The sequence below is a fragment of the Streptomyces sp. LHD-70 genome (assembly GCF_031157275.1).
Taxonomy (GTDB): domain Bacteria; phylum Actinomycetota; class Actinomycetes; order Streptomycetales; family Streptomycetaceae; genus Streptomyces.
Window position 1 is genome coordinate 1 of record NZ_JAVIFW010000034.1, and the last position, 13,253, is coordinate 13,253.

Consider the following 13,253-nt stretch of genomic DNA (forward strand, 5'->3'; position numbering starts at 1 on the left):
CGGGCATTACGGTGGGACACGAAGGCCTCCGTGCGGTGAAGATTCGACACCTCCACCACACACGGGGGCCTTCGCCATGATCAAGCCCACCAGCGTTAACAACGCTCGTGATCAATACAGCTAGGGCCCGCAAAGATCGGGGAGACGGACCCTAGGGGACCGGTCAGGCGGGGTCGATCCGGGACACGCTGCCGCCGAGGTCGAGGACGTACAGCTCACCGTTGCCGCCCTGGACGAACGAGACGACCTCGCCGCCGTTGACCCCGAGGTCGTGCTCGCCGGTCACCTTGCCGTTCTCGATCTGCAGCGAGCGCAGCGTGCCGTCGCAGTAGTCGCTGAACACGTACTGGCCCTGAAGCCCCGGGACCTTGTCGCCGCGGTAGACGAAGCCGCCGGTCACCGAGCAGCCGAGGCCGTTGCGGTCGTACTCGTGGACCGGCGGGACGTGGTTCGCGGGCTCGGTGCCGCCCCGGAAGGGATGGTTGCCCTCCATCGCGGACCAGCCGTAGTTCTCGCCGCCCTTGCTGTCGGCCGGAGCCCAGTCGATCTCCTCCCAGGCGCTCTGGCCGACATCACCGATCAGCAGATCACCGGTACCCGAGTCGAAGGAGAACTTCCATGGATTGCGCAGCCCGTACGCCCAGATCTCGTCCTTGGCCTTCGGGTCGTCGACGAACGGGTTGTCCGCGGGCACGGCGTACGGATCCCCGCCGCTCGGGTCGATCCGCAGCAGCTTGCCCAGGAGCGTGTCGAGGTTCTGGCCGTTGCCGTGCGGGTCCCCGCCGGAGCCGCCGTCGCCCAGTGCGATGTAGAGATAGCCGTCCGGGCCGAACTTGATGTCGCCGCCGTTGTGGTTCGCGTACGGCTGGGTCTGGGTGAGGACGGTGCGCCGGGTGTCGGGCTGCAGCTTGCCGTCCTTGACGGCGAACTCGTCGACGGTGCTGGTGCCTTCGCGGTCGGTGAACGAGAGGTAGAAGTGGCTGAAGTCCTGGTCGAAGGCGATGCCGAGGAGGCCGCGTTCGCCGTCGGTCGTCGTCTCGCCGGAGATGTCGAGGACGGGCTCGCCGAGACCTTGGTCGCCCAGGACCCGTACGGTTCCCGCGCGTTCGGCGATCCAGACGGTGTTGCCGGGGCCGGCCGCTCCGGCGGACGGGTTCTTGGCGGTGGCCACTTCCTTGAGCGTGACCTGGGCTGCGGCGTGCACGGCGGCCTGTTCGGCGGCCTGCTCGGGGGAGTCGCGCAGGCCGTCGGGCTCCCCGGCGGAAGCCGTGGCCAGGGCGAGGGAGGCGACGAGGCAGGCGGTGCCGATGATCGTCGAGCTTCGGGTGCGAACGTTCACGTGGCCCTCCTACGGGCGGCGAAGGAGAGGTCGCGCGGCTGCCGTGGCAGAGCCCGAGACCGCGACAAAGTGCCCGCGGCGACACGCAACCTGGGTGGTGGAATGGGGTAGGGATGGTGTGTCACCGGGTTACTCCGAGGATGCTCCCTCCTTGAAGTTCCTCGCGAAGACCACCATGGCCCGCAAGGCCGCCGACGCCGCGATCGGCGCCACCAAGAAGGCGCTGATCGAGATGGGCCGCAAGCACGGGTGGAACATCGCCCTGGTGCATCCCGCGCATACCACGATGGACTGCGCACAGTGCGGAGCGAGAACCAAGCACGCACTCCCCCTTTCCGAAAGAACCTACGCCTGCTCTGTGTGCGGAGCCGTCTCGCCCAGGGACAAGAACTCCGCGCGCGTGATGCTGGTCCGGGCAGGTTGGAACCCGGATGGTGCTGAGGGCACAAGACCTGCGGGAGCGCTGCTCCCGGAGGCGGCCTGAGCCGTGAATCCCCACACACGCCCGAAGGTGCCGCGCAAGCGGCGCCCGGCCGCCAGGCCGGGCGGGAATCCCCCGCCTTCAGGCAGGGGAGCCTTCAATGGCTACGGATGAGGATACGGAGACGCAGGCGCTTGGCATAGACCATTGCCGCCGGGAAACGGCATGCCTAGCCCGATCGGCGTCAACCTCGGCAACTTCGTCAACCTCGCACGCCCGCCGAGGAGTTCACCCTTCGCGCAGCGCCGGACTTATCCGCTGGCGGCGGGTCGAGCCGGACGGTTATGCTGCGCGGCGATGACTCCCGGGACGGCCTCGCGCCACACACAGATCGGTGACCCGGTGCCCTTCTGAGCGCCGTACGGGCCGGCATGGGCCCGCTGGTCGACCAAGGAACTGGCGCTGCCGCGCGGGCTCCGCCTCCGTCGTTCTGATCGACGTTTCACACATCGACCACGACAGGAGAGACACCTCATGCCCATCAAGACGTTGCAGATTCCCACCGCTGACGGTCAGGCCGACGGGTTCGCCGCTTGCCCCGACGACGGCGAGCGGCACCCAGGGGTGCTGATGTACCCGGACGGCTTCGGTATCCGGCCGGTGCTGCGGGAGATGGCCGACGAGCTGGCGCGGCACGGTTACTACGTGCTCGTCCCCAACTTCTTCTACCGGCACGGTCCGACGCCGGTGATCGAACTCCCCGAGTACATAGGGGAGGAGGACCGGGCGCGGGTCATGGCCGACCTCATGCCGTTGATCGAGGCGCACACCGTCGAACGGGTCCTGAGCGACGCCGACGCCTACCTGAAGTTCCTCACCGACCAGCCGGAGGTGGGCGCCGGTCCGGTCGCGGTGACGGGCTACTGCATCGGCGGCCTCCTGGCGATGCGCACCGCCGCGGCGCACCCCGGCCGGGTGGCCGCCGTCGCCGCCTTCCACGCGCCCGTGGGCGCCGACGGGCCGGGCCTCTTCGCCGAGCTCACCGCCCAGGTCCACCTCGGCCACGCCGAGGGCGACCTCACGCCCGAGGGCCTCGCCGAGCTCAACCGGAGCCTGGACGCGGCAGGCGTTGACCACACCTCCGAGATCTACCCCGGCACCGCCCACGGCTTCACCATGGCCGACACCGACGCGTTCAGCCCGTCCGGCCTGGAACGCCACTGGGACCGCCTGCTCGCCCTCCTGGAGGGCGCACCGACGATCAAGTGACCGTTCCCGACGGGGAGTTGAGAAGGCGCTGCGCCGTCGGCACGCTCCTGTGCGTGCCGACGGCGCAAGCGTGGTCTACGGGTGGCGCACCGTCACGCTCAGCGCATGTCGGCGGGCCGCTCCTTGCCCGCGAACGGGAACCGCTGCCTGAAGTCGTCCGCCGCGTCCTCAAGGGTGCAGAAGCTCACGCCCTCGTGGCCGGAGACGTACTCGATGAACCGCTCCAGCATCAGCAGGACCTGCGGGCGACCGCTGACGTCCGGGTGGAGCGTGACCGGGATGACGGCGTAGTCCAACTCCCGGTGCACCCAGTCGAACTGGTCCTTCCAGTCCTGTTCCAGGGCGCGCGGGCTGACGTAGCCGTGGCTGTTGTGGGAGTGCTTGTTGAACATCATGGGCGGCAGGTCGTCCACGTACCAGTTGCCGCAGAACTCCACGAGGTCCACCTCGTGGCCGTGGATCAGGGGCTTCATCCAGTCCGCGGCGTCCTTGGTGTAGTCGATTTTGGTCCAGCTGTCGCCGACGCGGGCGTAGAACGGGGTGAAGTCCCGGTAGTTCTGCGAGTGGTCGTAGGAGAAGCCGTACTTGTGGAGCAGCGCGGCCGTCTGGGCGGACATCTCCCACCAGGGGGCGACGTAGCCGCGCGGCTTGCGGCCCGCGAACGACTCGATCAGCTCGACGCTGCGGGCGAGGACGTCCTCCTCCTGCCGCGGGGTCATGGCGATCGGGTTCTCGTGCGAGTAGCCGTGCGCGCCGATCTCGTGACCGGCCTCGATCACCCTCTCGGTCTGCGCCGGGAAGGTCTCGATGGAGTGGCCGGGGATGAACCAGGAGGTGCGGATTCCGTAGCGCTCGAACAGCTTCAGCAGGCGCGGGGTGCCGACCTCACCGGCGAAGACACCGCGCTGGATGTCGTTGGGCGAGTCCTCGCCGCCGTACGAGCCGAGCCAGCCGGCGACGGCGTCGACGTCCACACCGAGCGCGATCTTGATGTCCTTGGGCATGTGCGGGTCCTTGTCTGTGCGGAGGTGGGGATGTCAGTGGGCCGCGTCGAGTGCCGCCCGGATGCGGGCGACCGCGTCCGCCACGGCCGTGGAGTCCCGGTCGCTCCAGTCGCGTTCGGTCATGCTGTGCACCGAGATCCAGCCCGCCATCGCGCCGTCGCGCTCCACCGGCGCGAGCAGCTGCGCGTTGACGCCGTACACGTCGACGAGGGCCTGCGGCGGCTGCGGGTCGCCGCGGAAGTGCGGCTGTACGAGGGGCCTGCGGTGCTGCTCCAGCCACCGCACGGTGTTGAGTCGGCGCTGGTCGAGGGAGGCGTCGCGGCGGATGGAGCGGATGCCGTCGCCGAGCGCCTCCCCGGCGGTGAGGTCCACCGCGAGGCCGTGCTCCGGCAGGTCGACACGGAACGTGGTGCGGTCCGCGCCGGTCGCCGTGCGCAGCGTGGCCAGGGCCTCCTGGACGCGGGCCCGCAGGCTGCCGGAGCGCAGCAGGCCGCCGTGGCCGCGCAGCGCCGGATGGGCGCCCGCCAGGTCGAGGGCCTTCCAGAGGGTGGCGGCCACCGAGTCGAACACCGGGATGTCCAGGGCCGGTTCGAGGTCGGCGGCGGGCCGGGCCCCGTACACGTTGGTGCATACGACGGCCACCGCGTGCGTGTCCTCGGCGGCCGCCTCGACCTGCCGGGCGACGTCCGCCTCCGGGACGCGGGCGAAGGCCTCGTTCTCGCTGATGCCGAGCGGCTCGGCGAGCGTGCAGGCCAGTCCCTCCTTCGCGTACGCCTGCACGATCCGCTCGGCGACGTCCCGGGTGTACGGCACGGCGAGCCCGAGGCGGGTCACCCCGTACGCGGCGCAGGCGTCGAGGAGCGCGAGCGTGGAGGTGGTGGCGGGGATGCCGGTCTCGGCGGTGATCGACTCGCAGAGCGCGCGGTCGCGGTCCACGCCGAGCCACGAGCCGGACGTGCCGTTCCAGGCGATGACGTCGACCTTCGCGTCGGCGAGCTGCAGGGCCGCCGCGAGCATCGGCGCCGGGTCGAACTGCGCGTCGGCCCCCGAGTCGAGCGCGATCCGGGTGACCGGCACCCGGGCGAAGTGCGCGGTGGCGGCGCCGGTGCCGTGCAGCAGGTCGTAAGTGACCGGCTCCAGACAGGTGTTGGAGGACGGGGTGAGCATGCCGATACGGACAGGGCTCATCGGACGGACAGCCTCCTGCTGTAGTCGAGGACGAGGGACGAGGCGGTGAAGACGAGGCCGGCGCCGACGAAGTAGAGCAGCGCCCAGGTGTACGAGCCGGTGCCGCCGACGATGAAACCGACCGCGATCGGCGTGACGATGCCCGCGATGTTCCCGGCGAGATTCATCGCGCCGCCCATCACACCGGCGTTGGCCCGCCCGCCGAGCAGCGACGGCAGCGACCAGTACAGACCGGCCCAGCGCAGGAAGAACAGCACGCCGGAGAGCAGCAGTACGGCGGTCAGCGCGTCCGGCACCAGGACCACGCCGAGCAGACCGGCGACGACGGCCGCGCCCGCGATGCCCATCAGCGTCCGCATGACCTTGTTGGCGCCCGCGCCCCGGGAGCGCCAGTGGTCGGCGAGCCATCCGCCGATGAGTTCGCCGATGAAGCCCGCGCCGAAGATGACGAGCGTCGACCAGCCGATGGTGGTGAGGTCGAAGCCCTTGGTCTCGGAGAGGTAGAGCGGGCCCCAGGTGAGGAGCCCGTAGAAGACCCCGTTGAAGCCCATCCAGCCCAGGCACATCGCCCAGAACGAGCGGTACTTGAGGTACGGGCGCAGGCCGGTGCGCTGGTCGCCGCCGTCCGCGGCGGCGTCCTCCTCGGCGTGCGCGCGCTCGATGTACGCGGCCTCCGCCTCGTTGACGCCGGGGTGCTCGCGTGGGGTGTCGCGGATGTACCAGTAGGCGAGCAGACCCACCACGACCGTGGCGACGCCCGCGATCACAAAGCTGGTGCGCCAGCTTCCCGTCCAGGCGATCAGGCCGGAGATGATGACGCCGCCGAGCGCCGCGCCCAACGGCGCGCCGCCGTCGAGGAGGACGGCACCGCGGCCGCGCTCCTTCGCGGGCAGCCACTGGGCGTTGAGCTTCCCGCCCGCCGGCATCACGGGTGCCTCCACGGCGCCGAGCAGCAGCCGGTAGCCGAGCAGGGAACCGACGCCGGTCGCGGCAGCGGTGACGCCCTGGGCGACGCCCCAGCCCACGCAGGCGCCGGAGGCCATCAGGCGCGGACCGAACCGGTCGATGAGCCAGCCCCCGGGGATCTGCATCAGCGCGTACGACCAGAAGAACGCGCTCAGCACAAAGCCGGTGGTCTCCTTGCTGAGCCCCAGATCCTCGGTGATCAGGGGCAGGGCCACGGACACCGAGCCGCGGTCGATGTAGTTGAGCGCGACCACGCCGAGCAACAGGACGAACATCTTCCAACGGACCCGGCTCGGCCGGTCTTTCGGGGCCCGTCTGCTGGAGCTTGTGGACTGTGAAGCCGTCGATGAACTCATGGCATACCCTCAATTCGGGCAGGGCGGGATGCAGCACTTCAGGCAGGGGTGGCGCGCCATTGACCTGGGTGTTTCCCGCTATGGCATACCAAATGATGGAGGCGCTCCGGAGGGGCGTCAAGGGTTTGGTATACCGTAAGTGGAGATCTTTACGGGGAGGAAACGTGACTCAGAACGGACCGCAGCCGGCCGCATCCCTCACCAGGACGGCCTGGCTGCGCGACCAGGTCTGCGAGGAACTGCGCGACCGCATCATCACCGGCCGGCTCGGCCCCGGCGACCGGCTCGTGGAGCGTGATCTCGCCGAGGAGTTCAGCGTCTCCCGAGTCCCCGTGCGCGAGGCGATCCGCATCCTGATCGCCGAGGGCTTCCTCACCGCCGCGTCACCGCGCCGCATCGTCGTCAAGGGGTACGACCGCAAGGACGTGGAGAACCTCTTCGACCTCCGCGAGGCTCTGGAGGTGATGGCCGTCCGCCGCGCCGCCGAGCGCAGCGACGCCCGCGGACTCGCCACCCTGAAGCGGCTGTTGGAGAACGCCCGCCGCGCCACCCTCGCCGGCAGACCCGACCGCATCTCCCGCGCGAACGCGGCCTTCCACCACCAGATCATGGAACTCGCCGACAACGAACTCCTCGCCTCCACCGTCGAACCCCTGGAGGGACGCCTGCGCTGGCTCTTCCAGCAGGTCGACGAGCCCGGCACGCTCTGGGAGGAGCACAACTCCCTCTACCAGGCGATCGCTTCGGGCGACGCGGACGCTTCCGCGCAGGCGTCACTGCACCACGTACGCCACTACCGCGAGGTGGCGCTGCGGATGCTGTTCGAGGAGCCCGACGCGGGGGAGTAGCGGCGCCGCGCGTACCGGGGTCGCCACCGACCGCCCCCGTGCGATCAACTGTCCCCATGTCTTCGCGTACCCCGGAATACACGACGGTCGCGTACGGCGGGGTCGACGTGCTCGTCGGTGCCCGGCGCGGCGCCTACCCGTACGGCAACTCGCTGCTCGTGCGCGGGTCGACATCCGCACTCGTCGTCGACCCGTCGCTGTCGCTCGTGGCGGGCGGGCCGCCCGCGGACGTGGTCCTGGTGAGCCATGCGCACGAGGACCACATGGCGGGTCTCGGCAGCTACAGCGACGTGCCGGTGCAGGTGCACGCGGCGGACCTCGGCGCGCTGCGCTCCCGCGCGACGCTGGTCGCCGGGCTGGGGCTGTCGCCGGAGGCGGTCGTCGAGGTCGACAAGTCGATGCGGGAGGACTTCCACGTACAGGGGCGGCCGGACGCCCAGGGGTTCGACGACGGGGCCGTGTTCGACCTCGGCGGCCGGACCGTCACGGTCGTGCACCTGCCCGGCCACACCGTCGGGCACTGCGGTTTCCTGGTCGAGCCGGACGGATTCCTGTTCGTCGCCGACATCGACCTGACGTCGTTCGGCCCGTACTACGGCGACCTCGGCAGCGACCTCGGCGCGTTCGAGGCGTCCCTGCGGAAGTGCCGGGAGATCGACGCCCGTTGGTACGGCACGTCCCACCAGAAGGGCGTGATCGAAGGGCCCGAGGAGTTCCGCCGACGGCTCGCCGCCTTCGCCGGAGTCGTGGAGCGCAGGGACGCGGCCCTGCTCGCGTTCCTCGCCGAGCCGCGCACCCTGGACGAGATCGTGGACCACCGCCTGGTCTACCGGCCGCACGTCGAAGGGCCGCACGTACGACCGGTGGAGCGCAGGACCGCCCTGCAGCACCTGGACCGGCTGAGCGCCGCGGGACGGGTCGAGGAGGGCGAGCCGGGCCGCTTCCGCGCGGCCTAGGTGAGACGCCCTCTAGGACCAGTCCCGGCCCGCGCGGTCCGGCCGCGTCAGGACGTGCCCATCCACTCCTTCTCGTACGCCGCGTACGTCCCGTCGTGCGTCGCGAGATGCGTGAACTGGTCGACGTACTCCTTGAACTGCTCGTCCCCGCGTGGCAGCGCGTACGCCTTCTCGGAGAACGTGAACGGCTTCTCGGGGTGCAGGGCGCACAACTCCGGATTGATCTTGGACTGGTACAGGGTCTCGCTCGCGTCCGTCATCATCACGTCGGCACGGCCCGCGACGATCTCCTGGAAGATCGTGGTGTTCTCCGGGTGGAGCTTGATGGTCGCCTGCTTGATGTTCTCCCGCGCGAACTCCTCGTTCGTACCACCGGGGTTGACGATGACGGTCGTGCCGGGCTTGTCGATGTCGGCGAGCGTGCCTTCGCCGAAGCGGTCCTTGTCGGCGCAGCGCACGATCGGCGTCTTGCCGTCCGTACGGGTCGGCTCGCCGAAGTACACCTGGCGGGCCCGCGGCAGAGTGACGGAGACACCGCCGACGCCGATGTCGCACCGCCCGGCCGCGACGTCCTTGGTGAGGTTCGCCCAGGTCGTGGCCACGTACTTCGGTTTGGCGTCGAGGCTGTCGGCGAGGTCCTCGGCCATCTTGATGTCGATGCCGCTGTAGCTGCCGTCGGCCGGATCCAGGTGGGTGAAGGGGCGGTAGTCGCCCGTCGTGCACACCTTCAGGACACCGGAACGCGGCACGGAGTCCAGCAGGCTGCCGTGCCTGGACTTCTGGGCACCCGAGCTTGCGCCCGAGCCTTCGCCCGCGTTCGGCGACGCGGGCGCGGCCGCCGTCGCGGCGAGGAGACAGACCAGGACGGACAGAGTGGCGGCGCGCTTCATGACGACGACTCCTCTACGAGTGTGGGCCGACGGGGCCGGAACACCATCGCAGAACGGTTCGCGCGGGTGAAGCCCCTGCTCACCCTTTGAACGCAGGGGAGTTCACCGTGCGGCCCGCCCTCGGAAACCTGTGCGGCAAGCATTGACAACCTTGCGCAAGCCTTCGCAGGATGAGCGCCACCGGTCACCGACGACCGGTCGCGGCCCGGCTGTCCGCCGGGTCAACCGCACTCTGGGGGTGGACCGTTGGCGGCAACGCTCACCGATGTGGCCAAGCGCGCCGGGGTCGCCCTGTCGACCGCGTCCCGCGCCTACAGCGACCCGGGCCGGCTCGGCCCCACCACCCTGCGCAAGGTGCTGACCGCCGCGCAGGAGCTCGGCTACGCACCGCCCGCGGTCCGCCCGGCGGCGACGGAACCGCAGGGCGCCACCGTCGCCGTCGTCGTCCCCGACATCGCGCACCCGCTCTTCGGCATCTTCGTCAAGGCCGCCCAGGCGGCGGGCCGAGGCCGCCGTACGACCGTGGTCCTCGCCGACACCGACTTCCGGCCCGAGCGCGAGCGCGAGGTCATCGCCCAACTCCGCGACCGGGCCGACGGGTTGCTGCTCTGCACCCCCTGGCTGGAGACCGACGAGCTCCTCGACCTGTGCGGAGCCACCCCGGTCGTCCTCGTCAACCGGGAGGCACCGGGCACGGCCTGCGTGCTCACCGACACCGCGGACGGAATCCGGCAGGCCTGCGAACACCTCGCCGCCCTCGGCCACCGCCGGCTCGCCTACGTCCAGGGCGAGCGCCGCTCCCGCCTCAACCGGGAGCGGGTGGAACAGGCCCGCACCGCCGCGAAGGACGCCGAACTCGACCTGCTCCCGCTCGGCTGGCAGGCCCAGACGTACGAGGGCGGCAAGGCGGCCGCGGCCGGGGTGCTCGCCACCGGGGCGACCGCGGTGCTCACCCACAACGACCCGATGGCGCTCGGCGTCGTCGCGGGTGCCCACGCGCTGGGCGCGCGCGTACCCGAAGACCTCAGCGTCGTCGGCGTGGACGGCACCCCCTTCGCCGAACAGGCCAGGCCCGCGCTGACCACCGTCGCCGTGCCCATGCGCGAGGCGGGCGGCGCGGCGCTCGACCTCCTCGAAACTGCCCTCGGCGCGGCCCCCTCCACGCCGCGCACCGTCACCCTCCCGACCCAGCTCGTCGTACGCGAGACGACCGGGCCCGCGCCCCACGCCTGACCCGGCAAGCAGCGGCACGCAGCGGCAAGCGTCGGCAAGTAGCGACAAGCGTCGGCTATAGCCGTCACCGGCCATCACTGGCCGTCAATAGCTGCCACAACAGCCGTCAACTGCCGCACAAACACCTGATGTTCAGCTCAGAAGGGCCGCACCCGTGAACACCCCTGCCCTGCGCGTCGTCATAGCCGACTCCAGCATCAAGCCCCAGCGCGAACGCCTCGAAGCGCACCTCCCCGAAGGCACCGTCACCGACTGGCCCGACCCGCGCGACCCGGCCGCCGTGGAGTCGGCCGTCGCCGACGCCGACGTACTGGTCTCCGGGCTCTGCCCCGCACCGATCGCCCGCGCGGGCAAGCGGCTGCGCCTGGTGCACGCCGCCGGTGCGGGCACCGACCGGATCGACACCTCTGCCCTGCCGCCCCGCACGGTCGTCGCCCACACGCACCACCACGAGGAGTCCATCGCCGAGTACGCCGTCGCCTCCGCCGTCCTCCTGCACCGCGGCTTCCTCACCCAGGACGCCGCCCTGCGCCGCGGCACCTGGGACACCCCCGCCTACGACCCCGCCGCCACCTGGCGGGACTCCCTGGCCGGCTCCACCGTCGGCTTCGTCGGCTTCGGGCACATCGGCCGGACCGCCTGGCAGCGCTTCGCCGCGTTCGGCACCCGCGGCATCGCCGTCACCGGCAGCGGCTCGACCGACGCCGCCGCCGAGGGTCTCGCCTGGGCGGGCCGCACCGACACCGGCCTGGCCACCCTCCTCGACGAGGCGGACACCGTCGTCGTCTCCGCCCCGCACACCCCCGCGACCACCGGCCTCATCGGCGCCGCCGAACTCGCCCGCATGAAGTCCACCGCCGTCCTCGTGAACGTCGGCCGCGGCCCCGTCGTCGCCCAGGACGCCCTGTACGACGCCCTGCGCGACCGCACCATCGGCGCCGCCGCGATCGACGTCTGGTACCAGTACCCGGCCTCCGGCCACCACGGCGCCCCCGCCGCACACCCCTTCCACGAGCTCGACAACCTCCTCATGACCCCGCACTCGTCGGCCCTCACCCGGCAGACGTTCCAGCGCCGCGCCGACGACATCGCGGCCAACATCCGCCGCCTCGCCGCCGGTGAGCAACTCCAGCGCGTGGTCACGGTCACCCCCGCCTGACCATCCCCCGCCGCGCTCCTACCCGTCCCCGTCACCCACCCGAGGAAGTGTGGACCGTGACCACCAACTCCCCCTCCCGCACCGCCCCTTCACCCCGCAGAGCCGCCTGGGCCGGATTCATCGGCACCGCCCTGGAGCAGTACGACTTCGTCATCTACGGCACCGCGTCGGCGCTGGTCTTCAGTAAGCTCTTCTTCCCCAACGTCTCGCCCGCCGTCGGCATCCTCGCCAGCTTCTCCACGTACGCCGTCGGCTTCGCCGCGCGCCCCCTCGGCGGGCTGTTCTTCTCCCGCTACGGCGACCGCCTCGGCCGCAAGTGGGTCCTGGTGATGACGCTGCTCCTCATGGGCGGCTCCACCCTCGCCATCGGCTTCCTGCCCACGTACGGACACGTCGGCATCCTCGCCCCGATCCTGCTGCTCGTGTGCCGCATGGCCCAGGGGCTCGGCGCCGGGGCCGAACAGTCCGGCGGCGCCACCCTGCTGACCGAGACCGCGCGGCCCGGACGCCGCGGGCGCACGGCCTCCCTGGTGATGTCGGGGGCGGCGCTCGGCACCGCACTCGGCGCGCTCGCCTGGATCCTCGTCCAACTCCTGCCGCACGACGCGCTGATGAGCTGGGGCTGGCGCCTGGTCTTCGCCAGCAGCCTGCTTGTCACCGTCACCGCGCTGATCCTGCGCCGCAAACTCCAGGAGAGCCCCGTCTTCGAGGAGATCAAGGAAGAACAGGGGCAAGAGCAGGGGCCGCCGCCCGCCCCCGTCAAGGAGGTCTTCACCCGCGGGCGCCGTCCGCTCCTCCTGGTCATCCTCATGAACGTCGGCTCCAACGCCCAGTCGTACACCTTCCAGGTCTTCATGGCGTCCTACCTGATCACCACGGTCGGCGTCGCCGAGGACTTCCCGCCCAAGGCGCTACTGCTCGGCGCGCTCTGCGGCTCCGCCGCTGCCTTCGGTTTCGGTGTGCTCTCCGACCGGCTCGGGCGACGACCGGTGTACGGGGCGATCATGGTCTCCCTCGTCGTGCTGCCCGTGCCCGCGTTCCTCGCCCTCAACACCGGCTCCGCGGTGGCCATCACGCTCGTGATCTGCCTGGGCTTCGTGCTCCCGGCGTACGGCGCGGTCGGCGTGCAGACCAGCTGGTTCCCGGAACTCTTCGGCAGCCGCTACCGGTACGCCGGAGTGACCATGGGCCGCGAGATCTCCGCCGTGCTCGGCGGCGGCATCGCCCCGCTCGTCGCCGCGGGACTGCAGACCGCGTTCGGCGGCTCGTGGATCCCCATCGCCGCGTACATGATGCTCGTCGCCGCGATCAGCACCTGGGCCACGGTGAAGGCCCCGGAGACCCTCGACCGCGACCTGACCGACCCGCGCGACGCCACCGCCACCGCCACCCCGGACGCGATCCGCGCACCCCGGCAGACCACCGCCGACGGCATCCCCACCCAGCCGGGACCGGGCACCAAAACCGCCCCCGAACCCCGCACTCAAGCCTGAACCGACCCCGTTCCCGTACGAGACCGAGCCGACTGCGCGCATTCGACAGATGCACGTAGTCGGCCGCTCGCTTTTGTACACGCTGATGAATCGGAACCCCGGGGCCTGCTGCTAGAAAGAAACTCGCTTCA

11 protein-coding genes and 1 pseudogene are annotated in these 13,253 nt (G+C 70.9%); 7 read left to right on the top strand and 5 right to left on the bottom strand.

The window, feature by feature from the left end; all coding sequences use genetic code 11:
- Positions 1–163: 163 nt before the first annotated feature.
- Positions 164–1,339 carry a PQQ-dependent sugar dehydrogenase gene (locus RCO28_RS36980; protein ID WP_308945772.1) on the bottom strand — a complete coding sequence of 392 codons (1,176 nt, stop codon included), beginning with the start codon at positions 1,337–1,339 and terminating at the stop codon, positions 164–166.
- 154 nt (positions 1,340–1,493) lie between these two features.
- On the opposite strand from RCO28_RS36980, the pseudogene RCO28_RS36985 reads away from it, so the two are divergent.
- Positions 1,494–1,823: pseudogene (locus tag RCO28_RS36985) on the top strand (zinc ribbon domain-containing protein); the annotation flags it as partial.
- A gap of 471 nt (positions 1,824–2,294) precedes the next feature.
- On the top strand, positions 2,295–3,029 hold the full coding sequence (locus tag RCO28_RS36990) for a dienelactone hydrolase family protein (protein ID WP_308945773.1): 735 nt from the start codon (positions 2,295–2,297) through the stop codon (positions 3,027–3,029).
- 98 nt (positions 3,030–3,127) lie between these two features.
- Here RCO28_RS36990 and RCO28_RS36995 read toward each other — a convergent pair whose 3' ends face one another.
- The 3 genes from RCO28_RS36995 to RCO28_RS37005 are packed head-to-tail and all read right to left on the bottom strand — an operon-like array spanning position 3,128 to position 6,462.
- A complete protein-coding gene (locus tag RCO28_RS36995; protein ID WP_308945774.1) occupies positions 3,128–4,033 on the bottom strand; it encodes a polysaccharide deacetylase in 906 nt (301 codons plus the stop codon).
- A gap of 33 nt (positions 4,034–4,066) precedes the next feature.
- Positions 4,067–5,221, bottom strand: coding sequence for a GAF domain-containing protein (locus RCO28_RS37000; protein WP_308945775.1), 1,155 nt, complete (start codon positions 5,219–5,221; stop codon positions 4,067–4,069).
- Positions 5,218–6,462: an MFS transporter gene (locus tag RCO28_RS37005; RefSeq protein ID WP_308945776.1), complete on the bottom strand. Its 1,245-nt coding sequence runs from the start codon at positions 6,460–6,462 to the stop codon at positions 5,218–5,220. The genes RCO28_RS37000 and RCO28_RS37005 overlap by 4 nt, the downstream gene beginning before the upstream one ends.
- A 245-nt stretch (positions 6,463–6,707) precedes the next feature.
- Here RCO28_RS37005 and RCO28_RS37010 point away from each other — a divergent pair, with 245 nt between their 5' ends.
- Together RCO28_RS37010 and RCO28_RS37015 are read left to right on the top strand one after the other, a co-directional pair.
- Entirely contained in the window at positions 6,708–7,391 is a 684-nt protein-coding gene (locus RCO28_RS37010) for a GntR family transcriptional regulator (RefSeq protein WP_308945777.1), read from the top strand.
- Between the two features lie 56 nt (positions 7,392–7,447).
- The gene (locus RCO28_RS37015; protein WP_308945778.1) at positions 7,448–8,347 is read left to right on the top strand and encodes an MBL fold metallo-hydrolase; all 900 of its coding nucleotides are present in this window, start codon (positions 7,448–7,450) and stop codon (positions 8,345–8,347) included.
- Positions 8,348–8,394: 47 nt separating this feature from the next.
- Here RCO28_RS37015 and RCO28_RS37020 read toward each other — a convergent pair whose 3' ends face one another.
- Complete coding sequence (locus tag RCO28_RS37020; RefSeq protein ID WP_308945779.1) at positions 8,395–9,237, bottom strand: transporter substrate-binding domain-containing protein; 843 nt, start codon at positions 9,235–9,237, stop codon at positions 8,395–8,397.
- 246 nt (positions 9,238–9,483) lie between these two features.
- On the opposite strand from RCO28_RS37020, the gene RCO28_RS37025 reads away from it, so the two are divergent.
- The 3 genes from RCO28_RS37025 to RCO28_RS37035 all read left to right on the top strand — a co-directional run bounded on the left by RCO28_RS37025 (position 9,484) and on the right by RCO28_RS37035 (position 13,122).
- Positions 9,484–10,470 (top strand): LacI family DNA-binding transcriptional regulator, encoded by a 987-nt coding sequence (locus RCO28_RS37025; RefSeq protein ID WP_308945780.1) that lies wholly within the window; start codon positions 9,484–9,486, stop codon positions 10,468–10,470.
- 154 nt (positions 10,471–10,624) lie between these two features.
- Complete coding sequence (locus RCO28_RS37030) at positions 10,625–11,629, top strand: 2-hydroxyacid dehydrogenase (protein ID WP_308945782.1); 1,005 nt, start codon at positions 10,625–10,627, stop codon at positions 11,627–11,629.
- A gap of 56 nt (positions 11,630–11,685) precedes the next feature.
- The gene (locus RCO28_RS37035) at positions 11,686–13,122 is read left to right on the top strand and encodes an MFS transporter (RefSeq protein ID WP_308945783.1); all 1,437 of its coding nucleotides are present in this window, start codon (positions 11,686–11,688) and stop codon (positions 13,120–13,122) included.
- Positions 13,123–13,253: the final 131 nt, after the last annotated feature.

Excerpts from the sequence above, each read along its gene's own strand:
- RCO28_RS36990 (WP_308945773.1), top strand. The coding sequence starts at position 2,295 with ATGCCCATCAAGACGTTGCAGATTCCCACCGCTGACGGTCAGGCCGAC.
- RCO28_RS36995 (WP_308945774.1), bottom strand. The coding sequence starts at position 4,033 with ATGCCCAAGGACATCAAGATCGCGCTCGGTGTGGACGTCGACGCCGTC.
- RCO28_RS37000 (WP_308945775.1), bottom strand. The coding sequence starts at position 5,221 with ATGAGCCCTGTCCGTATCGGCATGCTCACCCCGTCCTCCAACACCTGT.
- RCO28_RS37005 (WP_308945776.1), bottom strand. The coding sequence starts at position 6,462 with ATGTTCGTCCTGTTGCTCGGCGTGGTCGCGCTCAACTACATCGACCGC.
- RCO28_RS37020 (WP_308945779.1), bottom strand. The coding sequence starts at position 9,237 with ATGAAGCGCGCCGCCACTCTGTCCGTCCTGGTCTGTCTCCTCGCCGCG.
- RCO28_RS37015 (WP_308945778.1), top strand. The coding sequence starts at position 7,448 with ATGTCTTCGCGTACCCCGGAATACACGACGGTCGCGTACGGCGGGGTC.